Genomic DNA, 19,963 nt, shown 5'->3' on the forward strand with positions numbered 1-19,963 from the left:
CCCCTGATCAGGACACCCGGAACGCCGACGAACACGCGGAAGCCCCCGGCGCCCGGGCACCGGAGGCTTCTCGACGGGTGGTTCCCGTAAAGGCCTCCCCCTGCCTTCACGAGGATCGCGTGGTCCCCGGACGGGGATCCCGGGGTCACGGTGCCGGCGCGGGCCTAGAAGGCGTCACCCCAGCCGCCGCAGTCGTCGAACTTGTCGGTGCCCTCGCACACCCGGATCTTGAAGTCGTCGAAGCCCTTGCTCTTGCTGAACCCGCCGAACTTCGAGAAGCCCGAGTGACCGAAGGTCTTGAAAACCTTGGTGTGGTGACCGAAGCGGTCGTGCCACTTGAACCACACGTAGCTGTACTGACGGTCGCGGTCGCGGTCGAACAGGCCGCCGTAGAACCAGTACCGGCCGCCGCTCTTGGTCCAGTAGCCCTTGAAGTAGGAGCGCTTGCCGAAGCTCTCACCGCCGCCGAACTTGGAGTAGTAGGGGCCGAAGAAGTGCTTGGCGCCCTGGGCCTCCTGAGCGGCCGCGCCCACCGCCGTTCCGGCGGTCGAGGCCATCGCCGCGGGAGCGGCGGCGGTGCCGGCGAGCAGGGAACCGGCCAGGGCGGTTCCGGCGATGATCGCGCGCATCGTGCTCATGGTGGTGTTCCTCCTGTGTAAGGGGTTCCGTCCCGTGGACACCGCTTACGTTAGGAAGCCGCAAGCCTTCCTTCTGCGGAGGAATGCACACTCAAGGGGCAAAGCGCACTATTACCGGTTCCGTCCCTTGCCGAGGGCTCCGACGACGGTGCCCACCAGCAGCACCACGCCCCACGGCCCCATGACCCACAGCGGCCACGGATAGGGGAAGTCGAAGCCGTCGGTCGCACCGATGATGAACCAGATCATCCAGTTGATCCCGCTGGCCGTCGCCCAGACGCTCCACGCGATCGTGAGATCTCCGCCCTCCGTCTTGCGCTCGACGTCCTTGGCGCGGGCGGAGGCCTCGGGGAGCCGGCTCAGGTCGACGTCGGGCAGGTCGGAGGTGAGGGTGGCGAGCTCACCGTACGTCTTGCTCGCGTAGAGCTGCTCCAGACGCTCGTCGAACTCCTCACTGGTGAGCCGGCCCTGCGCGTAGTGCTCACGCAGGACGGAAGCCACCTTGTCGCGGTCGCCGTCAGAGGCTCGCATGCCCGGTTCAACCGCCATGTCGATCACTCCCGCTCGTCGGCGGGCTCACCTAGCCCGCCTGTCCCGACAGCCCGGCAAGCCGCTCCTTCCCCCCGTCAAGGGCGGTCAGTACCCACGGCCCATTATCCGTCACGGCGACGCTGTGCTCGAAGTGCGCGGAGGCCTTTCCGTCGGTGGTCACGACGGTCCAGTCGTCGGCCAGCACCCTGGTCCGGTCGGTGCCGAGGTTGACCATCGGCTCCACCGCGAAGCACATGCCCGCCTCGAAACGCGGGCCCCGGCCCGGCTTACCGTGGTTGGCGACCCACGGGTCCATGTGCATCTCGGTGCCGATGCCGTGTCCGCCGTACTCCTGCGGGATGCCGTAGCGCCCCTGGGACCGGACGTACTTCTCCACCTCGTGGCCGATGTCGGACAGGTGGCGGCCCACGGTGAGCGCCGCGATGCCCCGCCACATGGCCTCCTCGGTGACCCGCATCAGCTCGGTCAGCGCGGGGTCCACCTCGCCGACGGGCACCGTGACGGCCGAGTCGCCGTGCCAGCCGTCCAGGATCGCTCCGCAGTCGATCGAGATGATGTCCCCCTCCCGGAGCGGACGCCGGTCACTCGGGATGCCGTGAACGACCTCGTGGTTCACCGACGCGCAGATGGTCGCCGGAAAGCCCTGGTAGCCCTTGAAGGAGGGGATCGCCCCCTCGTCCCGGATCGCCTTCTCCGCGATCGCGTCGAGGTCCAGCGGCGTCATGCCCGGCTGGACGCTCTCCCTGAGCAGCTGCAGCGTACGGCCGACCACCAGGCCCGCCGCCCGCATCTTCTCCAACTGCTCGGGCGTCTTCAGCTGAATTCCGTGCTTGTTCCTTTTGAACACGTACACCCCCCGGGGTGGTTAAACGGGCAGTTTGGCAGCCCAATTCCCCCGATTGTGCCCTAAACGACAGCACGCCACCCATGGGAAGCCATGGATGGCGTGCCGGGGGACGCTTTCAGCCGATGAAAGGGCTGAGGGCCTCCATCGCGCGCTGGGTGACCTCCTCCACCGGACCGGTGGCGTCGACGCCCACCAGGATGCCCTCGTCGGCGTAGAAGGACACCAGGGGGGCGGTCTGCTCCTGGTAGACCTCCAGGCGGTGCCTGACGGTCTCCTCCTTGTCGTCGTCGCGCTGGTAGAGCCGGCCTCCGCAGGCGTCGCAGATGTCGTCCTTCTTGTCGTCGAAGTCGACGTGCCAGATGCGTCCGCACTGGCTGCAGGTGCGACGTCCCGCGAGTCTGCGGACGACCTCCTCGTCGTCGACCACGAGTTCCAGCACGATGTCCAGGGCGACCCCGAACTCGGCGAGCATCTTCTTCAGGATCTCGGCCTGAGGCACGTTCCTGGGGAAGCCGTCGAGCAGGAAACCGTCCTGCACGTCGCTCTCCGAGAGGCGGTCGCGGACCATCGCGATGGTCACCTCGTCGGGCACGAGGTCGCCGCGGTCCATGTACTCCTTGGCAAGCTTGCCGAGTTCCGTGCCGCCCGAGACGTTGGCACGGAAGATGTCCCCTGTCGAGATCTTCGGGATGGACAGGTTCGATGCGATGAACTGGGCCTGCGTCCCCTTACCCGCTCCGGGGGGCCCGACCAGGACGAGACGCACTACTTCAGGAAACCTTCGTAGTTGCGCTGCTGCAGCTGGCTCTCGATCTGCTTCACGGTGTCAAGGCCGACACCAACCATGATCAGAATGCTCGTCCCTCCGAACGGGAAGTTCTGACTCGCGCCGACGAGCGCCAGCGCGACGATCGGCACCATGGAGATCAGTCCCAGATACAACGCGCCAGGAGCGGTGAGTCGCGTAAGAACATAGTTCAGGTACTCAGCCGTCGGGCGACCCGGGCGGACGCTCGGGATGAACCCACCGTACTTCTTCATGTTGTCGGCGACTTCAACGGGGTTGAAGGTAATGGACACGTAGAAGTACGTGAAGAAAACGATCAGCAGGAAGAACGTGATCATGTAGGCCGGGGTGTCGCCCGTGACCAGGTTCTGCTGGATCCACTGGACGACCGCGTTCGGCTCCTCCTGGGTGCTGCTGAACAGCGTCGTGACCAGCTGCGGGAGGTAGAGCAGCGAGGAGGCGAAGATGACCGGGATGATGCCGGCCTGGTTCACCTTCAGCGGGATGTAGGTCGAGGTGCCGCTGTACATCCGGCGGCCGACCATGCGCTTGGCGTACTGGACCGGGATCCGGCGCTGCGCCTGCTCCACCATGACCACCAGGGCGATCATCGCGAGGCCGACGGCGATGACCACCGCGAAGATGAAGGCGCCCTTCTGCCGGGCGATGTTCATCAGCTCGGCCGGGAAGACCGCGATGACCTGAGTGAAGATCAGGATGGACATGCCGTTGCCGATGCCGCGGTCGGTGATGAGCTCGCCCAGCCACATGACGACGGAGGTTCCCGCGGTCATCGTCAGCACCATCGTGACGATGGCGAAGACGTTGTCCTTGTCGAGGAGGATCTCCTGCTGGCACTGCGGGAAGAGCTGCCCGGTCCGGGCCAGGGCGATGAAGGCGGTCGACTGGAGAACGGCCAGACCGATCGTCAGGTAACGGGTGTACTGGGTGATCTTCGCCTGTCCGGACTGCCCCTCCTTCTTGAGGGCCTCCAGACGCGGGATGACCACGACCAGAAGTTGAAGGATGATGCTCGCCGTGATGTACGGCATGATGCCGAGGGCGAACACTGAAAGTTTCAGAAGGGCGCCGCCGCTGAACAGCTGCACCATTCCATAGATATTGCCCGCGTCCCCCGCCTGGGCTTGGGTGAGACAGCGGCTGATGTTCTCGGTGTGCACACCCGGGGTCGGAAGAACCGACCCAAGCCGGAACAGCGCGATGATGCCCAGAGTGAAGAGCAACTTCTTACGCAGGTCCGGCGTACGGAACGCTCGGGTAAATGCGGTCAGCACGGTCCCTCCTGCGCGCCTGAAAGGCGAGGTCGGTCGGCGATGGTGCGGGGGTGATCCATCTCTGCCATGTCCTGTCAATGAGCCCAAGGAAATGAGTCGAGGCTCACTGTTCAGCGAACTCTAACGCACTACGGGCGCGGGGGCCCATAATGAGCCCCCGCGCCGCGTGGTGATGCCTACAGCTCGGAGACGGAGCCCCCGGCAGCGGCGATCTTCTCCTTCGCGCTGGCGGAGAAGGCGTGCGCCTGCACGTTCAACGCCACGGAGATCTCGCCGGTTCCCAGCACCTTGACGGGCTGGTTCTTGCGAACCGCACCCTTGGCGATCAGGGTGTCGACGGTGACGTCGCCGCCCTCCGGGAACAGCTCACCGAGCCTGTCGAGGTTGACGACCTGGTAGGTCGTCTTGAACAGGGCGTTGGAGAAACCCTTGAACTTGGGCAGGCGCCGCTGGAGCGGAACCTGGCCACCCTCGAAGCCGAGCGGAACGGTGTTCCGGGCCGTCGTGCCCTTGGTACCGCGACCCGCGGTCTTGCCCTTGGACGCCTCGCCGCGACCCTTGCGGACCTTCGACTTGTTGGCGCCGGGAGCCGGACGCAGGTGGTGGATACGGAGCGGAGTGTTCTCTGCCATGTCTAGTCGACCTCTTCCACGGTGACGAGGTGCGTCACCACGGAGACCATGCCGCGGATCTCCGGGCGGTCTTCCTTGACGACGACGTCACCGATTCGCTTCAGACCGAGCGAGCGCAGCGAGTCGCGCTGGTTCTGCTTGCCGCCGATCTTCGAGCGGACCTGCGTGATCTTCAGGCGCGCCATGTCAGCTCACCGCCTTCGCGGCCGCGGCCTCGGCGAGGCCCTCGGCACGAGCCTTGAGCATCGCCTTGGGGGCGACGTCCTCGATCGGCAGGTTGCGACGGGCCGCGATCTCCTCGGGGCGGCTGAGGCCCTTCAGAGCGGCGACGGTCGCGTGCACGATGTTGATCGGGTTGTCCGAGCCGAGCGACTTGGACAGCACGTCGTGGATGCCGGCGCACTCCAGCACGGCGCGCACCGGACCACCGGCGATGACACCGGTACCGGGCGAGGCCGGGCGGAGGAAGACGACACCGGCGGCCTCTTCACCCTGCACGATGTGCGGGATGGTGCCCTGGATGCGCGGCACCCGGAAGAAGTGCTTCTTGGCCTCTTCGACGCCCTTGGCGATGGCCGCGGGGACTTCCTTGGCCTTGCCGTAGCCGACGCCGACCAGGCCGTTGCCGTCACCGACGATGACGAGGGCGGTGAAGCTGAAGCGACGACCACCCTTCACGACCTTGGCCACTCGATTGATCTTTACAACGCGCTCGATGTACGAGACGCCCTTGTCAGCGTTGCCGCCGCGGCGGTCGTCACGACGACCGTCACGCCGCTCGCCACCGGCGGCGCCTCCGCGACGCGGAGCTCCAGCCATCAGTGGTTCCTCTTCTCATTCGTAAGACGGGCCATCAGAACTCCAGCCCGCCTTCGCGGGCGCTGTCCGCGAGCGCCGCGATGCGACCCGCGTAGCGGTTGCCACCGCGGTCGAACACCACCGCGGTGATCCCGGCTGCCTTGGCCCGCTGAGCGAGAAGCTCGCCGACCTGCTTCGCCTTGTCGGTCTTGGCACCCTCGGCGGAGCGCAGGGAGGCGTCCATCGTGGAGGCGCTCACCAGCGTGTGGCCCTGGGAGTCGTCGACGATCTGGACGAACAGGTGCCTCGTGGAGCGGTTGACGACCAGGCGCGGACGCTCGGCCGTACCGACGACCTTCTTGCGGACTCGGCCGTGGCGGCGGGCCCGCGAGACGGCGCGGGCGGCCGTGTGCTTGCCGAACGCAGTCTTGCCAGCCATGCCTACTTACCAGCCTTTCCGACCTTGCGGCGGACAACTTCACCCTGGTAGCGAACGCCCTTGCCCTTGTACGGTTCGGGCTTGCGCAGCTTCCGGATGTTCGCGGCGACCTCGCCGACTTTCTGCTTGTCGATGCCGTCCACGTGGAACACACCGGGTCCGGTCGGCCTCTCGACGCGGAAGGTGATGCCCTCGGGGGCGTCGACGGTCACCCGGTGGCTGAAGCCCAGGGCGAACTCCAGCTGCGTCGGGCCCTTGGCCTCGACGCGGTAACCGACACCCACGATCTCCAGGGTCTTGGAGTAGCCCTGGGTGACACCGGTCACCATGTTGGCGACCAGGGTGCGGGACAGGCCGTGCAGCGCACGGATCTTGTTCTCGTCGCTGGGGCGGGTGACGGTCAGGGAACCGTCGTCGCCCTTGCTGATCTCGATCGGCTCAGCGATGGTGTGCGAAAGCGTGCCCTTGGGCCCCTTGACCGTGACATCCCGGCCGTCGATGGTGACGTCCACTCCGCTGGGAACGGGGATGGGCAGCCGTCCGATTCTCGACATGCTGTTCTCTCTCCCCTCTACCAAACGAAGGCGAGGACTTCCCCGCCCACTCCACGCTTGCTGGCCTGCTTGTCCGTCATGAGACCGCCGGACGTCGAGATGATCGCGACGCCCAGTCCGCCCAGGACTCGGGGCAGGTTGTCCTTCTTCGCATAGACCCGCAGACCGGGCTTGGAAACCCGGCGCAGGCCAGTGAGCGACCGCTCACGGCTCGGCCCGAACTTGAGCTCCACCACGAGGTTCTTGCCGACCTTGGCGTCTTCGACGCTCCAGGCCTGGATGTAGCCCTCCTGCTGGAGGATCTCGGCGATGTGCGCCTTGATCTTCGAGTACGGCATGGCCACGCTGTCGTGGTACGCCGAGTTCGCGTTTCGCAGACGCGTCAGCATGTCTGCGATCGGGTCGGTCATCGTCATGGCCGGTGGCCTTCCTCACCGCGGTTTCCCCAAGGGACCTGCGGTGCGGTCATGGGCGCCTGAGTCGGCGCCCGGTGAATACGAACTTCTGTGCCGGGCCGGCGCCGCGCGGGCCCACGATCATCGCGGGGCCGCGCGGACGGCTACCAGCTCGACTTGGTGATGCCGGGCAGCTCGCCCCGGTGCGCCATCTCGCGGAAGCAGATGCGGCACAGGCCGAACTTCCGGTAAACGGCGCGGGGACGGCCACAGCGCGAGCACCGAGTGTACGCCCGGACCTCGAACTTGGCCTTGCGAGCGGCCTTGACCTTGAGCGACGTCTTCGCCATGATCAGGCCTCCTTGAAGGGGAAGCCGAGGTGCTTCAGCAGCGCCCGGCCCTGGTCGTCGGTCTTAGCGGTGGTCACGACCGTGATGTCCATGCCCCGCTGGCGGTCGACCTTGTCCTGGTCGATCTCGTGGAACATGACCTGCTCGGTGAGACCGAAGGTGTAGTTGCCGTTGCCGTCGAACTGCTTGGGCGACAGACCGCGGAAGTCGCGGATACGCGGCAGGGCCAGCGACAGCAGCCTGTCGAGGAACTCCCACATGCGGTCGCCGCGGAGCGTGACGTGCGCGCCGATCGGCATGCCCTCGCGCAGCTTGAACTGGGCGATGGACTTGCGGGCGCGGACGACGGCCGGCTTCTGACCGGTGATCGCGGTGAGGTCACGGACGGCGCCCTCGATGAGCTTCGAGTCACGCGCGGCCTCGCCGACGCCCATGTTCACCTTGATCTTGGTGATGGTGGGCACCAGCATGATGTTCTCGAACCCGAACTCCTCGTTCAGCTTCGCGATGATCTCTTCGCGGTAGCGCTGCTTGAGGCGCGGGACGACCCGCTCGGTCTCGGTGATGTTCGCGGTCATCAGTTGTCCTCACCCGTCTCGTCGGAGTCGGCCTTGACCTTGTCGGCCTTCTCCTTCTTGGCAGGCTTCTCGTCATCCTTGAGCTTCTTGACGTTGCTCACGTGGATGGGAGCCTCCATCGTCTGCACACCGCCGCTCTTGGCGCCGCGCGGACCCTGGTGGGTCTCCTTGGAGTGCTTCTTGATCAGGTTGACGCCTTCGACCACCACGCGCTCCTCGCGCGGGAGGGCGGCGATGACGCGACCCTTGGCACCCTTGTCCTTGCCGGCGATGACCTGTACGAGGTCACCCTTCTTCACATGCAGCTTCGGCATTACAGCACCTCCGGCGCGAGCGAGATGATGCGCATGAACTTCTTGTCACGCAGCTCACGTCCGACCGGGCCGAAAATACGGGTGCCCCGCGGGTCGCCGCTGTCCTTGATGATGACGGCGGCATTCTCGTCGAAGCGGATGTAGGAGCCGTCGGGCCGGCGGCGCTCCTTGACAGTGCGGACGACGACGGCCTTGACCACGTCGCCCTTCTTCACGGTGCCGCCCGGAATGGCGTCCTTGACCGTGGCGACGATGATGTCGCCGATTCCCGCGTAGCGCCGGCCCGAACCGCCGAGCACACGGATGCAAAGGACTTCCTTCGCACCAGTGTTGTCGGCGACCTTGAGCCGCGACTCCTGCTGGATCACTTGAACTCCTGTTTGTCTCGCTGGTTCTCACCCGCTGGGTGAGCCTTGCGGAACCTGCTGGGTCTTTTTCCCCCGGCGACAGTCTTTGCCGGACCGCCGCCGCAGGCGGGGCGAAGATCGCTCCGCCCCCTTGGACACCGTCGTGGGGGGTGACGGCGCCACCCCCCACGAGGCGTGTAGCTTACTTGGCCTTCTCGAGGATCTCGACGACACGCCACCGCTTGGTGGCGGACAGCGGCCGGGTCTCCATCAGGAGGACGCGGTCGCCGACACCGGCCGAGTTGGCCTCGTCGTGGGCCTTGTACTTGGTCGTCCGGCGGATGACCTTGCCGTACAGGGGGTGCTTGACGCGGTCCTCGACAGCGACGACGACGGTCTTGTCCATCTTGTCACTGACGACCAGACCCTCACGGGTCTTGCGGTAGTTCCGCGCCGTGGTCGTGCTCTCCGTGGCCTCAGCCATCGATCGACTCCTTCTCTACCGTCACGATCCCGAGCTCGCGCTCGCGCATCACGGTGTAGATACGGGCGATCTCGCGGCGGACGGCGCGCAGCCGCCCGTGGTTCTCCAACTGGCCGGTCGCGGCCTGGAAGCGGAGGTTGAAGAGCTCCTCCTTGGCTTCCTTCAGCTTCGTGACCAGGGCGTCCTGGTCCTCCGCCCGCAGCTCACCGGCGGTCAGGCCCTTAGCCATCACGCCTCACCCACTTCACGCTTGACGAACCGGCACTTCATCGGGAGCTTGTGCATCGCACGGCGGAGCGCCTCGCGAGCCACCGGCTCCGCGACGCCCGACAGCTCGAACATGATGCGACCGGGCTTGACGTTGGCGATCCACCACTCCGGCGAACCCTTACCGGAACCCATGCGGGTCTCGGCCGGCTTCTTGGTGAGCGGACGGTCCGGGTAGATGTTGATCCAGACCTTTCCACCACGCCTGATGTGGCGGGTCATGGCGATACGAGCCGACTCGATCTGGCGGTTGGTCACGTAGGAGTGCTCAAGCGCCTGAATGCCGAACTCGCCGAACACGACCCTGGTGCCGCCCTTGGCGGCGCCGGAGCGGTCGGGCCGGTGCTGCTTGCGGTGCTTGACCCTGCGCGGGATCAGCATGGTCAGCTCCCTTCAGCACCCGGCTGCGCAGCCGGGCCGGTCTCGGGGGCGGCCTGCGAAGCCGCCTCGTTCCTGGGGGCGCGGTCGCCGCGGCCGGCACCCCGACGGGCGCCACCGGCACCGCGACGGGGACGGTCGCCGCCGGCACCGGCGCCACGACGGTCGTCACGACGCTGGCTCGCGCGAGCGCCGGCGGCGGCCGCCTCGCGCTCGGCGCGGCTGGTCGGAGCCTCGCCCTTGTAGATCCACACCTTGACGCCGATGCGGCCGAAGGTGGTGCGGGCCTCGTACAGGCCGTAGTCGATGTCGGCGCGGAGCGTGTGCAGGGGCACGCGGCCCTCGCGGTAGAACTCCGAGCGGGACATCTCAGCGCCGCCGAGACGGCCGGAGCACTGCACCCGGATGCCCTTGGCGCCGCTCTTCATCGCCGACTGCATCGCCTTGCGCATCGCCCGACGGAACGAGACGCGGCTGGACAGCTGCTCGGCCACGCCCTGGGCGACGAGCTGGGCGTCGATCTCAGGGTTCTTGACCTCGAGGATGTTGAGCTGGACCTGCTTCTTGGTCAGCTTCTCGAGGTCACCGCGGATCCGGTCCGCCTCGGCGCCACGGCGGCCGATGACGATGCCCGGACGGGCGGTGTGGATGTCGACCTGAACCCGGTCGGTGGTCCGCTCGATCTCGACCTTGGAAATGCCGGCCCGCTCCATGCCCTTCTTCAGCATGCGGCGGATCGCCACGTCTTCGGCGACATACGACTTGTAGAGCTTGTCGGCATACCACCGGCTCTTGAAGTCGGTCGTGACGCCGAGGCGGAACCCGTGCGGGTTGACCTTCTGACCCACTAGCGGGTCCTCCCCTTCGGCTCGCGGGACTCCACGATCACGGTGATGTGGCTGGTCCGCTTGTTGATCCGATAGGCGCGACCCTGAGCGCGGGGACGGAACCGCTTCAGCGTCGGGCCCTCGTCGACCCAGGCACGGCTCACGAAGAGCGTGTCGCGGTCGAGCTTGAAGTTGTGCTCCGCGTTCGCAATGGCGCTGGACAGCACCTTGTACACGGTCTCGCTCGCCGCCTGGGGAGCGAACTGCAGCACGGCCTGCGCCTCCGAAGCGGGCAGCCCGCGAATGAGGTCCACCACGCGGCGGGCCTTCATGGGCGTGTGGCGCGCGAACCGCACCTGAGCCCTGGCTTCCATCGCTTACTCCTCTTACCTTCTGCTTCGTATCGGTCGAGTCCGTCTTGCCTTGCAACATCCGGTACAGCTGTCGCTTTCCGGCCGTTCCCGGCTCGACTTTCTCTCCCCTCATGGGTCGAGTCCGTCTCGCCTTGTAACAATCGGCAGAGCTGTCGCTTTCCGGCCGTTCCCGGCTCGACTTTCTCTCCCTAGGCGCTTACCGCCGGCTGCGGCGGTCTTCCTTGACGTGGCTGCGGAACGTCCGCGTCGGAGCGAACTCACCGAGCTTGTGACCGATCATCGCCTCGGTGACGAAGACCGGGACGTGCTTGCGGCCGTCGTGCACGGCGATCGTGTGACCGATCATGTCGGGCACGATCATGGAGCGCCGCGACCACGTCTTGATGACGTTCTTGGTGCCCTTCTCGTTCTGGGCGTCCACCTTCTTCTGAAGGTGGTCGTCCACGAAGGGACCCTTCTTAAGGCTACGTGGCATTTTGGCTGCTCCTACCGCTTCTTCCGCTTAGTCCGACGACGGATAATCAGCCGGTCGCTGGCCTTGTTCGCCGCACGGGTACGACCCTCGGGCTTGCCCTTGGGGTTGACGGGGTGACGACCACCGGAGGTCTTACCCTCACCACCACCGTGCGGGTGGTCGACCGGGTTCATCGCGACACCGCGGACGGTGGGGCGCTTGCCCTTCCACCGCATACGGCCGGCCTTACCCCAGTTGATGTTGGCCTGCTCGGCGTTGCCGACCTGGCCGATGGAGGCCCGGCAGCGAACGTCGACCTGGCGCATTTCGCCGGAGGGCATGCGCAGCGTGGCGTACTGGCCCTCCTTGGCGAGAAGCTGGATCTGCGCGCCGGCGGACCGGCCCAGCTTGGCGCCCCCGCCCGGACGGAGCTCCACCGCGTGGATGAAGGTACCGGTCGGGATGTTGCGCAGCGGGAGGCAGTTACCCGGCTTGATGTCGGCCGTGGGGCCGTTCTCGATGAGGTCGCCCTGCTTGATGCCGGTCGGGGCGAGGATGTAGCGCTTCTCCCCGTCGGCGTAGTGCAGCAGCGCGATGCGGGAGGTGCGGTTCGGGTCGTACTCGATGTGAGCGACCTTGGCCGGGATCCCGTCCTTGTCGTGGCGCCGGAAGTCGATGATCCGGTAGGCGCGCTTGTGGCCACCACCCTGGTGACGGGTGGTCACCCGGCCGTGGACGTTACGGCCGCCCTTGCTGTGCAGGGGGGCAAGCAGCGACTTCTCGGGCGTGCTGCGCGTGATCTCGGCGAAGTCCGAGACGCTGGCGCCGCGGCGACCCGGGGTCGTCGGCTTGAGTTTACGGATGCCCATCTTTTTCGTTCATCCTTCGTCGGTTAATCCGGGAGAATGCCCCCCGCCGGGCGGCGAGGGGCTTCTCCCTGTACTTACTGAGCGAGCGGGTCAGCCCTGACCGAAGATGTCGATCCGGTCGCCCTCGGCCAGGCTGACGATCGCCCGCTTGGTGTCGGGGCGCTGGCCGTAGCCGGAGCGGGTCCGCTTGCGCTTGCCCGGGCGGTTGATGGTGTTCACGCTGGCCACCTTGACGCCGAAGATCTTCTCAACCGCGATCTTGACCTGCGTCTTGTTGGCCGTCTTCCGCACCAGGAACGTGTACTTGTTGTGCTCGTCGATCAGGCCGTAGCTCTTCTCGGAGACAACCGGCTTGATGATGATGTCGCGCGGGTCGGCGATCTTCTCCATCAGGCGTCTTCCTTCCCGCTCTTGCTCAGGCGCTCGACGACCTGGTCGTAGGCGGCCTGGGTGAAAACGACGTCGTCGTAGCAGAGCACGTCGTAGGTGTTCAGCTGCCCGGCGTCCAGGAGGTGGACCTCCGGGGCGTTGCGCAGGCTCAGCCAGGTGAGCTCGTCACCCTCGTCGACGACGACCAGGACGCTGCGCGCCTCGGTGACCTTGCGGAGCGACTGGAGAGCCGCCTTGGTCTTGGGGGTCTCCCCCTCGACCAGGGCGCTGACCACGTGGACGCGGCCGCCGTTCGCCCGGTCGGACAGGGCGCCGCGCAGGGCGGCGGCCTTCATCTTCTTCGGGGTCTTCTGCGTGTAGTCACGCGGGACCGGGCCGTGGACGGTGCCACCGCCGGTGAACTGCGGGGCGCGGGTCGAGCCCTGACGGGCGCGGCCGGTGCCCTTCTGCCGGTACGGCTTCTTGCCGCCACCGCTGACCTCACCGCGGGTCTTGGCCTTGTGGGTGCCCTGCCGGCGGGCGGCGAGCTGGGCCACGACGACCTGGTGGATCAGCGGGATGTTGACCTTGGCGCCGAAGACGGACTCGGGCAGGTCGACGGTGCCCGCCTTAGCGCCGCTCGCGTCGAGGACGTCAATGGTGCTCACTTGGCAGCCCCCTTCTTGGCAGCGGTACGGAGGAGAACCAGGCTGCCGTTCGCGCCGGGGATCGCACCCTTGATCAGGATGATGCCCTTCTCGACGTCCACGGCGTGGACCTTCAGGCTCTGGACGGTCGTGCGGACGTTGCCCATCCGACCGGCCATGCGCAGGCCCTTGAAAACGCGGCCCGGGGTGGCGCAGCCACCGATGGAACCCGGCGAGCGGTGCTTGCGCTGCGTACCGTGCGAGGCACCCAGACCCCTGAAGCCGTGGCGCTTCATGACACCCGCGTAGCCCTTGCCCTTGCTCTTGCCCGTCACGTCGACGAACTGGCCGGCCTCGAAGGTGTCAGCCAGGAGCTCCTGACCGAGGGTGTACTCGCTCGCGTCGTCGGTGCGGATCTCCGCGAAGTAACGGCGCGGGGTGATGTTGTGCTTGCGCAGGTAGTCGCCGAGCGGCTTGTTGACCTTCCGGGGGTCGATCTGCCCGAAGCCCAGCTGGACGGCGGAGTAGCCGTCCTTCTCCGCGGTGCGGACGCGGGTCACGACACACGGACCTGCCTCGACGACGGTCACCGGGACCATCCGGTTGTCCGCGTCGAAGACCTGGGTCATGCCGAGCTTCTTGCCCAGGACGCCCTTGATCTGCTTAGCCATGTCAGTGCGTTCCCTCAGAGCTTGATCGAGATGTCAACGCCGGCGGGGAGGTCGAGCCGCATGAGCGAGTCAACCGTCTTCGGCGTCGGGTCGATGATGTCAATCAGCCGCTTGTGCGTGCGCATCTCAAAGTGCTCGCGACTGTCCTTGTACTTGTGCGGCGAGCGGATGACGCAGTACACGTTCTTCTCGGTCGGCAGCGGCACCGGGCCCGCGACCTTAGCGCCAGTCCTTGTCACCGTCTCGACGATCTTCTTGGCCGAGCTGTCGATGACCTCGTGGTCATAGGCCTTGAGCCGAATGCGGATCTTCTGTCCCGCCATAATGGCCTCGGTGTCCTTCGCTGTCGTCTGAAAAAGTTACGTGCGGCCTGTTGCCGCTGTGCATGGTCGAGTCGGTCTCGCCGACCGGCTCCGGGGCCGTCCGTGACGTCCCGGCCACCGCCGGCTCGACTTTCTCTCCACGTGGTGCCCGAGTCCGCCCGGCCGGGCGGGGTCCTCTGCACGCGTCCCACGTAGCAGACGCAGTCGATCTGCGCTTTCTTCCGTGATCTGGCAGTTACTTCGGTCACCGTGCGGCCGAAACAACTGCGAGATCACGGTTCGTGGGTCTTGCGGGGACCGCGTGCCGTACGGCACGGGCCCTGTCGTGGCGCGACGGCCGGCCCTGCGACGAGGGCCGACCGCCACTCCGCGATCGTACTACTTGATGATCTTGGTCACGCGACCCGCACCGACGGTGCGGCCACCCTCGCGGATCGCGAACTTGAGACCGTCCTCCATGGCGACCGGCTGGATCAGCTGGACCGTCATCTCGGTGTTGTCGCCCGGCATGACCATCTCGGTGCCCTCGGGGAGGTTCACCACGCCGGTCACGTCGGTGGTCCGGAAGTAGAACTGCGGACGGTAGTTGTTGAAGAACGGCGTGTGGCGGCCGCCCTCGTCCTTGCTCAGGATGTAGACCTGGGCCTCGAACTCGGTGTGCGGGGTCGTGGTGCCCGGCTTGATGACACACTGACCGCGCTCGACGTCCTCACGCTTGATACCACGCAGGAGCAGACCGACGTTGTCACCGGCCTGGCCCTCGTCGAGGAGCTTGCGGAACATCTCGACACCGGTGACCGTGGTCGTGGTCTTGGTGTCCTTGATGCCGATGATGTCGACGGTCTCGTTGACCTTGACGACACCGCGCTCGATACGGCCGGTGACGACGGTGCCGCGACCGGTGATCGAGAAGACGTCCTCGATCGGCATGAGGAACGGCTTGTCGGTCTCACGGGTCGGCTCGGGGACGTTCTCGTCCACGGCGGTCATGAGCTCGATGATCGAGTCGCCCCACTTCTCGTCGCCCTCGAGCGCCTTCAGCGCCGAGACGCGGACGACCGGCAGGTCGTCGCCGGGGAACTCCTGGGCCGAGAGGAGCTCGCGGACCTCGAGCTCGACGAGCTCCAGGATCTCCTCGTCGTCCACCATGTCGGCCTTGTTGAGGGCCACGACGATGTAGGGGACGCCGACCTGGCGGGCCAGGAGGACGTGCTCCTTCGTCTGCGGCATCGGGCCGTCGGTGGCGGCGACCACGAGGATGGCGCCGTCCATCTGGGCCGCACCGGTGATCATGTTCTTCACGTAGTCGGCGTGACCGGGGCAGTCCACGTGAGCGTAGTGGCGCTTCTCGGTCTGGTACTCGACGTGCGCGATGGAGATGGTGATGCCGCGGGCCTTCTCCTCCGGCGCCTTGTCGATCTTGTCGAACGGGGTCGCCTCGTTGAGGTTCGGGTAACGCTCGTGGAGCACCTTGGTGATCGCCGCGGTCAGAGTGGTCTTGCCGTGGTCGATGTGCCCAATGGTGCCGATGTTTACGTGCGGCTTGGTCCGCTCGAACTTGGCCTTGGCCACTGGTCTCTCCTTAGAGAACTGACGTGACTTGCGTCTTCATATTCGGGTTCGGGGAGGCCGGTCCCTCACGGAACCGGCCGACGAGAGGCTCTCGCCCCGCACCCTCGGGTGCGGGCGGCGATCTTCTCGCCTCCCGCACCGAAAGGATGCCGGACTTACTCGCCCCGCACCTTCGCGACGATCTCCTTGGCGATGTGCGCAGGCACTTCCGCGTAGGAGTCGAACTGCATGCTGTAGCTCGCGCGGCCCTGGGTCTTGCTACGGAGGTCGCCCACGTAGCCGAACATCTCGGACAGCGGCACGAGCGCGTTGACGATGCGGTTGCCACCGCGCTCGTCCATCGCCTGGATCTGCCCGCGGCGACTGTTGAGGTCACCGATGACGTCACCCATGTAGTCCTCGGGCGTGGTGACCTCGACGGCCATCATCGGCTCCAGGATTACGGCGTCCGCCCTGCGCGCGGCCTCCTTGAAGGCCATCGAGCCAGCGATCTTGAAGGCCATTTCGGACGAGTCCACCTCGTGGTAGGCACCGTCCTGCAGGGTGACCTTGACCCCGACCATGGGGTAGCCGGCGAGCACGCCGAACTCGGCGGCCTCCTGACAACCCGCGTCCACCGACGGGATGTACTCCCGGGGGATGCGGCCACCGCTGACGGCGTTGACGAACTCGTAGCCGTCGTTGCCCTCGCCCAGCGGCTCCAGGTCGATGATGACCCGGCCGAACTGGCCGGAACCACCGGTCTGCTTCTTGTGGGTGTACTCGATCTTCTCCACCTTGCGGCGGATGGTCTCGCGGTACGCCACCTGCGGGCGGCCGACGTTGGCCTCGACCTTGAACTCGCGGCGCATCCGGTCGACGAGGATCTCCAGGTGGAGCTCGCCCATGCCCCAGATGACCGTCTGACCGGTCTCCTCGTCGCGACGGACCTGGAAGGACGGGTCCTCCTCGGCCAGGCGCTGGATCGCGGTGCTCAGCTTCTCCTGGTCGCCCTTGGTCTTGGGCTCGATCGCGACGTTGATGACCGGGGCCGGGAACGTCATCGACTCCAGGACGACCTGGTTGGCCGGGTCGCAGAGGGTGTCACCGGTGGTGGTGTCCTTCAGGCCCATGACGGCCACGATCTGACCGGCGTGCGCGGACGGGCGCTCCTCGCGCTTGTTCGCGTGCATCTGGTAGATCTTGCCGATCCGCTCCTTGCGGCCCTTGACCGAGTTGGTCACGCTGCTGCCGGACTCCAGCGTGCCGGAGTAGATGCGGATGTAGGTGAGCTTGCCCAGGTGGGGGTCGCTCATGATCTTGAAGGCCAGCGCGGCGAAGGGCTCCTCCGGGTCCGCGTGACGCTCGACGACCTCCTCCTCGTTGCCGACCGCGTGGCCCTTGAAGGCCGGGATGTCGGTCGGCGCGGGGAGGTAGGCGACGATCGCGTCGAGCAGGGGCTGCACGCCCTTGTTCTTGAACGCGGTGCCGGTGAGGACGGGGTTGATGGCGCTGGACAGCGTGGCGCGGCGGATGGCCGCCACCAGCTGCTCCTCGGTGGGCTCGACACCCTCCAGGAAGAGCTCCATCAGCTCGTCGTCGTTCTCGGAGACGGTCTCGACGAGCTTGTCACGCCACTCGCGGGCGGCCTCGGCGTACTCGGCCGGGATGTCGACGACCTCGTACATCTCGCCCTTGGCGGCCTCGGCGCTCCACAGGAGGCCCTTCATCTTCACCAGGTCGATGACGCCCTTGAAGCCGGCCTCGACGCCCCAGGGAAGCTGGAGGACGGCGGGGGTGGCGTGCAGGCGGCTGACCATCATGTCGACGCAGCGGTGGAACTCCGCGCCGACCCGGTCCATCTTGTTGACAAAGCAGATACGGGGCACGCCGTAGCGGTCGGCCTGGCGCCAGACCGTCTCCGACTGCGGCTCGACACCGGCGACGCCGTCGAACACCGCGACGGCACCGTCGAGGACGCGGAGCGAACGCTCCACCTCGATCGTGAAGTCCACGTGGCCCGGCGTGTCGATGATGTTGATCGTGTGGCCGAGCCATTCGCAGGTGGTCGCGGCGGAGGTGATGGTGATACCACGCTCCTGCTCCTGCTCCATCCAGTCCATCGTGGCTGCGCCCTCGTGGACCTCACCGATCTTGTAGTTGATACCGGTGTAGAACAGGATGCGCTCGGTCGTCGTGGTCTTGCCCGCGTCGATGTGGGCCATGATCCCGATGTTGCGGACCTTGGCCAGGTCAAGAGCGGTCGTGGTGGCCACTTCTCTCGCGTCCTCTGTCGTCTCGTGGAACCCGCTGTTACCAGCGGTAGTGGGCGAAGGCCTTGTTGGACTCGGCCATCTTGTGGGTGTCCTCGCGCTTCTTGACGCTTGCGCCGAGGCCGTTGCTGGCGTCGAGCAGTTCGTTCATGAGGCGCTCGGTCATGGTCTTCTCGCGGCGAGCGCGGGCGTACTGCACCAGCCAGCGCAGGGCCAGGGTGGTGCTGCGCGCGGCGCGCACCTCGACCGGGACCTGGTAGGTCGCGCCACCGACGCGGCGGCTGCGGACCTCAAGGGTGGGCTTGACGTTGTCCAGCGCGCGCTTCAGGGTGACGACCGGGTCGTTGCCGGTCTTCTCCCTGGCGCCTTCCAGAGCGCCGTACACGATGGACTGGGCGATGGAACGCTTGCCGTCCAGAAGCACCTTGTTGATCAGCGCGGTGACCAGGGGCGAGTTGTGAACCGGGTCAGCCATGAGCTGACGACGGCCAGGAGAACCCTTGCGAGGCATTCTTACTTCTCCTTCTTCGCGCCGTAACGGCTGCGGGCCTGCTTGCGGTTACGAACACCCTGGGTGTCGAGAGAACCGCGAACGATCTTGTAGCGCACACCCGGCAGGTCCTTAACACGACCGCCACGGACGAGCACGATGGAGTGCTCCTGAAGGTTGTGGCCGACACCCGGGATGTAGGCCGTGACCTCGATGCCGCTGCTGAGCTTGACACGCGCGACCTTGCGGAGGGCGGAGTTCGGCTTCTTGGGAGTCGTGGTGTAAACGCGCATGCAGGTGCCGCGTCGCTGGGGGCTGGCCTTGAGCGCCGGAGTCTTGGTCTTGGTGACCTTGTCCTGGCGGCCCTTTCGGACCAGCTGCTGAATAGTGGGCACTACATCTCCGTTTCACGCCTTGGCCGGTGGTACGTCGTCATGGGGTCGAGCCGACTCGGCCCTGCGGGCCGGTCTCTCCACACCATTGTGCATTTCGCAGGTTCTGCCGGTGTCATGACCTGCTGGTTTTCCTCGCACTTCGACCCCCGCGCTCGGGCGTGTCGCGCTCGCATCGTGCCATGCACAACCACGACCGAGCCTGGTGGAGGAGCCACGCTGCACACCCCGCTCGGGAGCGCACACGTGAGAGCCCATGAGACCACGGGCACGAAGAGTAAGGCTACCCAGCTCGACACGGCCCGTCAAAACGACTGCCGGAGCGTGTTCCTCCCCAGAGGTCGCGGGCCGCTCAAGCTGCCGAAATCGTAGCAGCCGGGCCACCCGGAGCGGGCGACATCACTGATCTCCACAGAGCACCCGGGATCTGTTACACGGCCCCCGGCGACCATGCCGGAGATCGGCAACGCTCGTCCCTTGGTCGGACACCGGAGGCACCCTGCCAAGCAAACGTCCACATTATCACCCGGCTAAGCCGACTGTCCATATTCCGTCGTCGGCGTGGCGGCCCCGGCCCGCACCCGCCGCCCGGAATCACCCTGACGTTCACGTCCCGTTCAGCGGGAGAACGCGCTCAGACACCCGGGGCACCGGTCCCTGATCCACCCGGACACCCGAGGCATCACGTCCCCGGCCCGCCCGAACGCACGCCCAGGGCACCACCCCTGATCCGCGTGAACTCCCAAGGCACCGGTCCACCGGCCCGTTCCACCGGCCGCCCGGCCCGACCGGGCCGCCCACCTCCCGGAGGCGTCCGGTCCAACCGGACCCCGCCTCCCCGGAACCGCCCGGCCCGACCGGACCGCCCGCTTCCCCGGAGCCGCTCCCCGTACCCGGCCCCGCCGGCACCGGACCGCCCGCCCGCTTCCCGCCCCTGTGCGGGTCGACGACCGGCGGTGGGGACCGGACCGGCACCCGCCCCACGCTGCGGCGTTCCGGCGGAGCACGGACACGCGTAACGCGAAGCCTGCCCATCGCGTTGCCGCACCGCACCCTCGTGGCGGTGCG

Annotated in this window: 30 protein-coding genes; all 30 read right to left on the reverse strand. The window is 66.7% G+C overall.

The genetic code is table 11. From position 1 onward, the window contains the following. Window positions 1-164: 164 nt before the first annotated feature. Window positions 165-638, reverse strand: a complete 474-nt coding sequence (locus ABD841_RS11785; protein ID WP_344970570.1) for a hypothetical protein — start codon at window positions 636-638, stop codon at window positions 165-167. A 111-nt stretch (window positions 639-749) separates the two neighbouring features. Further along, window positions 750-1,187, reverse strand: coding sequence for a DUF1707 SHOCT-like domain-containing protein (locus ABD841_RS11790; protein ID WP_344970571.1), 438 nt, complete (start codon window positions 1,185-1,187; stop codon window positions 750-752). Window positions 1,188-1,218: 31 nt separating this feature from the next. Further along, on the reverse strand, window positions 1,219-2,037 hold the full coding sequence (gene map, locus ABD841_RS11795) for a type I methionyl aminopeptidase (RefSeq protein WP_344970733.1): 819 nt from the start codon (window positions 2,035-2,037) through the stop codon (window positions 1,219-1,221). A 115-nt stretch (window positions 2,038-2,152) separates the two neighbouring features. Continuing rightward, window positions 2,153-2,803, reverse strand: coding sequence for an adenylate kinase (locus ABD841_RS11800; protein ID WP_344970573.1), 651 nt, complete (start codon window positions 2,801-2,803; stop codon window positions 2,153-2,155). Beyond that, window positions 2,803-4,119, reverse strand: coding sequence for a preprotein translocase subunit SecY (secY, locus tag ABD841_RS11805; protein WP_344970575.1), 1,317 nt, complete (start codon window positions 4,117-4,119; stop codon window positions 2,803-2,805). The genes ABD841_RS11800 and secY overlap by 1 nt, the downstream gene beginning before the upstream one ends. Before the next feature lie 176 nt (window positions 4,120-4,295). Then, window positions 4,296-4,751: a 50S ribosomal protein L15 gene (gene rplO, locus ABD841_RS11810; RefSeq protein WP_184538258.1), complete on the reverse strand. Its 456-nt coding sequence runs from the start codon at window positions 4,749-4,751 to the stop codon at window positions 4,296-4,298. A gap of 2 nt (window positions 4,752-4,753) precedes the next feature. Then, window positions 4,754-4,936, reverse strand: coding sequence for a 50S ribosomal protein L30 (rpmD, locus tag ABD841_RS11815; protein ID WP_068896549.1), 183 nt, complete (start codon window positions 4,934-4,936; stop codon window positions 4,754-4,756). Between the two features lies 1 nt (window position 4,937). Beyond that, complete coding sequence (gene rpsE, locus ABD841_RS11820) at window positions 4,938-5,570, reverse strand: 30S ribosomal protein S5 (RefSeq protein WP_184538256.1); 633 nt, start codon at window positions 5,568-5,570, stop codon at window positions 4,938-4,940. 34 nt (window positions 5,571-5,604) lie between these two features. Continuing rightward, window positions 5,605-5,988, reverse strand: coding sequence for a 50S ribosomal protein L18 (gene rplR, locus ABD841_RS11825; protein ID WP_344970577.1), 384 nt, complete (start codon window positions 5,986-5,988; stop codon window positions 5,605-5,607). 2 nt (window positions 5,989-5,990) lie between these two features. Then, a complete protein-coding gene (gene rplF / locus ABD841_RS11830) occupies window positions 5,991-6,542 on the reverse strand; it encodes a 50S ribosomal protein L6 (RefSeq protein ID WP_344970578.1) in 552 nt (183 codons plus the stop codon). A 17-nt stretch (window positions 6,543-6,559) separates the two neighbouring features. Then, a complete protein-coding gene (gene rpsH / locus ABD841_RS11835) occupies window positions 6,560-6,958 on the reverse strand; it encodes a 30S ribosomal protein S8 (RefSeq protein ID WP_344970580.1) in 399 nt (132 codons plus the stop codon). Between the two features lie 143 nt (window positions 6,959-7,101). Continuing rightward, a complete protein-coding gene (locus ABD841_RS11840; RefSeq protein ID WP_012887844.1) occupies window positions 7,102-7,287 on the reverse strand; it encodes a type Z 30S ribosomal protein S14 in 186 nt (61 codons plus the stop codon). Between the two features lie 2 nt (window positions 7,288-7,289). Beyond that, window positions 7,290-7,865: a 50S ribosomal protein L5 gene (rplE, locus tag ABD841_RS11845; protein WP_344970581.1), complete on the reverse strand. Its 576-nt coding sequence runs from the start codon at window positions 7,863-7,865 to the stop codon at window positions 7,290-7,292. Then, a complete protein-coding gene (gene rplX / locus ABD841_RS11850; protein ID WP_344970735.1) occupies window positions 7,865-8,170 on the reverse strand; it encodes a 50S ribosomal protein L24 in 306 nt (101 codons plus the stop codon). Before rplX ends, rplE begins: the two co-directional genes overlap by 1 nt. Before the next feature lie 8 nt (window positions 8,171-8,178). Next, entirely contained in the window at window positions 8,179-8,547 is a 369-nt protein-coding gene (rplN, locus tag ABD841_RS11855; protein ID WP_068896541.1) for a 50S ribosomal protein L14, read from the reverse strand. A 181-nt stretch (window positions 8,548-8,728) separates the two neighbouring features. Next, window positions 8,729-9,010 (reverse strand): 30S ribosomal protein S17, encoded by a 282-nt coding sequence (gene rpsQ, locus ABD841_RS11860; RefSeq protein ID WP_344970583.1) that lies wholly within the window; start codon window positions 9,008-9,010, stop codon window positions 8,729-8,731. After that, a complete protein-coding gene (gene rpmC / locus ABD841_RS11865; RefSeq protein WP_344970585.1) occupies window positions 9,003-9,239 on the reverse strand; it encodes a 50S ribosomal protein L29 in 237 nt (78 codons plus the stop codon). Before rpmC ends, rpsQ begins: the two co-directional genes overlap by 8 nt. Continuing rightward, complete coding sequence (gene rplP / locus ABD841_RS11870) at window positions 9,239-9,658, reverse strand: 50S ribosomal protein L16 (RefSeq protein WP_344970587.1); 420 nt, start codon at window positions 9,656-9,658, stop codon at window positions 9,239-9,241. Before rplP ends, rpmC begins: the two co-directional genes overlap by 1 nt. Window positions 9,659-9,660: 2 nt before the next feature. After that, window positions 9,661-10,503, reverse strand: coding sequence for a 30S ribosomal protein S3 (gene rpsC / locus ABD841_RS11875; RefSeq protein ID WP_344970589.1), 843 nt, complete (start codon window positions 10,501-10,503; stop codon window positions 9,661-9,663). Further along, window positions 10,503-10,856: a 50S ribosomal protein L22 gene (rplV, locus tag ABD841_RS11880; RefSeq protein ID WP_179819691.1), complete on the reverse strand. Its 354-nt coding sequence runs from the start codon at window positions 10,854-10,856 to the stop codon at window positions 10,503-10,505. Before rplV ends, rpsC begins: the two co-directional genes overlap by 1 nt. A gap of 196 nt (window positions 10,857-11,052) precedes the next feature. Then, on the reverse strand, window positions 11,053-11,331 hold the full coding sequence (rpsS, locus tag ABD841_RS11885) for a 30S ribosomal protein S19 (RefSeq protein ID WP_068896536.1): 279 nt from the start codon (window positions 11,329-11,331) through the stop codon (window positions 11,053-11,055). A gap of 11 nt (window positions 11,332-11,342) precedes the next feature. Next, window positions 11,343-12,179 (reverse strand): 50S ribosomal protein L2, encoded by an 837-nt coding sequence (rplB, locus tag ABD841_RS11890; RefSeq protein ID WP_344970592.1) that lies wholly within the window; start codon window positions 12,177-12,179, stop codon window positions 11,343-11,345. 90 nt (window positions 12,180-12,269) lie between these two features. Next, window positions 12,270-12,569: a 50S ribosomal protein L23 gene (gene rplW, locus ABD841_RS11895; RefSeq protein ID WP_344970593.1), complete on the reverse strand. Its 300-nt coding sequence runs from the start codon at window positions 12,567-12,569 to the stop codon at window positions 12,270-12,272. Next, window positions 12,569-13,216 carry a 50S ribosomal protein L4 gene (gene rplD, locus ABD841_RS11900; protein WP_344970594.1) on the reverse strand — a complete coding sequence of 216 codons (648 nt, stop codon included), beginning with the start codon at window positions 13,214-13,216 and terminating at the stop codon, window positions 12,569-12,571. Before rplD ends, rplW begins: the two co-directional genes overlap by 1 nt. After that, window positions 13,213-13,866 carry a 50S ribosomal protein L3 gene (gene rplC, locus ABD841_RS11905; protein WP_344970596.1) on the reverse strand — a complete coding sequence of 218 codons (654 nt, stop codon included), beginning with the start codon at window positions 13,864-13,866 and terminating at the stop codon, window positions 13,213-13,215. Before rplC ends, rplD begins: the two co-directional genes overlap by 4 nt. 14 nt (window positions 13,867-13,880) lie before the next feature. Then, window positions 13,881-14,189, reverse strand: coding sequence for a 30S ribosomal protein S10 (rpsJ, locus tag ABD841_RS11910; protein WP_012887830.1), 309 nt, complete (start codon window positions 14,187-14,189; stop codon window positions 13,881-13,883). A 378-nt stretch (window positions 14,190-14,567) separates the two neighbouring features. Beyond that, complete coding sequence (gene tuf, locus ABD841_RS11915) at window positions 14,568-15,761, reverse strand: elongation factor Tu (RefSeq protein WP_344970597.1); 1,194 nt, start codon at window positions 15,759-15,761, stop codon at window positions 14,568-14,570. A 155-nt stretch (window positions 15,762-15,916) separates the two neighbouring features. Further along, the gene (gene fusA / locus ABD841_RS11920) at window positions 15,917-17,965 is read right to left on the reverse strand and encodes an elongation factor G (RefSeq protein ID WP_425581977.1); all 2,049 of its coding nucleotides are present in this window, start codon (window positions 17,963-17,965) and stop codon (window positions 15,917-15,919) included. An 88-nt stretch (window positions 17,966-18,053) separates the two neighbouring features. Then, window positions 18,054-18,524, reverse strand: a complete 471-nt coding sequence (rpsG, locus tag ABD841_RS11925) for a 30S ribosomal protein S7 (protein ID WP_184538227.1) — start codon at window positions 18,522-18,524, stop codon at window positions 18,054-18,056. A gap of 2 nt (window positions 18,525-18,526) precedes the next feature. Next, entirely contained in the window at window positions 18,527-18,898 is a 372-nt protein-coding gene (rpsL, locus tag ABD841_RS11930; protein ID WP_184538225.1) for a 30S ribosomal protein S12, read from the reverse strand. Between the last annotated feature and the right edge of the window lie 1,065 nt (window positions 18,899-19,963).

The organism is Streptosporangium fragile, assembly GCF_039534445.1.
Taxonomy (GTDB): Bacteria; Actinomycetota; Actinomycetes; order Streptosporangiales; family Streptosporangiaceae; genus Streptosporangium; species Streptosporangium fragile.

Bases quoted from the DNA above. Each gene is read 5' to 3' on its own strand.
- ABD841_RS11785 (WP_344970570.1), bottom strand. From the start codon at position 638: ATGAGCACGATGCGCGCGATCATCGCCGGAACCGCCCTGGCCGGTTCC.
- rplP (WP_344970587.1), bottom strand. From the start codon at position 9,658: ATGCTGATCCCGCGCAGGGTCAAGCACCGCAAGCAGCACCGGCCCGAC.
- fusA (WP_425581977.1), bottom strand. From the start codon at position 17,965: ATGGCCCACATCGACGCGGGCAAGACCACGACGACCGAGCGCATCCTG.
- rplC (WP_344970596.1), bottom strand. From the start codon at position 13,866: ATGGCTAAGCAGATCAAGGGCGTCCTGGGCAAGAAGCTCGGCATGACC.
- rpmC (WP_344970585.1), bottom strand. From the start codon at position 9,239: ATGGCTAAGGGCCTGACCGCCGGTGAGCTGCGGGCGGAGGACCAGGAC.
- rpsE (WP_184538256.1), bottom strand. From the start codon at position 5,570: ATGGCTGGAGCTCCGCGTCGCGGAGGCGCCGCCGGTGGCGAGCGGCGT.
- ABD841_RS11790 (WP_344970571.1), bottom strand. From the start codon at position 1,187: ATGGCGGTTGAACCGGGCATGCGAGCCTCTGACGGCGACCGCGACAAG.
- rpsS (WP_068896536.1), bottom strand. From the start codon at position 11,331: ATGCCACGTAGCCTTAAGAAGGGTCCCTTCGTGGACGACCACCTTCAG.
- rplV (WP_179819691.1), bottom strand. From the start codon at position 10,856: ATGGAAGCCAGGGCTCAGGTGCGGTTCGCGCGCCACACGCCCATGAAG.
- rplE (WP_344970581.1), bottom strand. From the start codon at position 7,865: ATGACCGCGAACATCACCGAGACCGAGCGGGTCGTCCCGCGCCTCAAG.
- rplW (WP_344970593.1), bottom strand. From the start codon at position 12,569: ATGGAGAAGATCGCCGACCCGCGCGACATCATCATCAAGCCGGTTGTC.
- rpsJ (WP_012887830.1), bottom strand. From the start codon at position 14,189: ATGGCGGGACAGAAGATCCGCATTCGGCTCAAGGCCTATGACCACGAG.
- rpsQ (WP_344970583.1), bottom strand. From the start codon at position 9,010: ATGGCTGAGGCCACGGAGAGCACGACCACGGCGCGGAACTACCGCAAG.
- ABD841_RS11840 (WP_012887844.1), bottom strand. From the start codon at position 7,287: ATGGCGAAGACGTCGCTCAAGGTCAAGGCCGCTCGCAAGGCCAAGTTC.
- rpmD (WP_068896549.1), bottom strand. From the start codon at position 4,936: ATGGCGCGCCTGAAGATCACGCAGGTCCGCTCGAAGATCGGCGGCAAG.
- rplR (WP_344970577.1), bottom strand. From the start codon at position 5,988: ATGGCTGGCAAGACTGCGTTCGGCAAGCACACGGCCGCCCGCGCCGTC.
- rplF (WP_344970578.1), bottom strand. From the start codon at position 6,542: ATGTCGAGAATCGGACGGCTGCCCATCCCCGTTCCCAGCGGAGTGGAC.
- rplB (WP_344970592.1), bottom strand. From the start codon at position 12,179: ATGGGCATCCGTAAACTCAAGCCGACGACCCCGGGTCGCCGCGGCGCC.
- rpsG (WP_184538227.1), bottom strand. From the start codon at position 18,524: ATGCCTCGCAAGGGTTCTCCTGGCCGTCGTCAGCTCATGGCTGACCCG.
- rplO (WP_184538258.1), bottom strand. From the start codon at position 4,751: ATGGCAGAGAACACTCCGCTCCGTATCCACCACCTGCGTCCGGCTCCC.
- rpsH (WP_344970580.1), bottom strand. From the start codon at position 6,958: ATGACGATGACCGACCCGATCGCAGACATGCTGACGCGTCTGCGAAAC.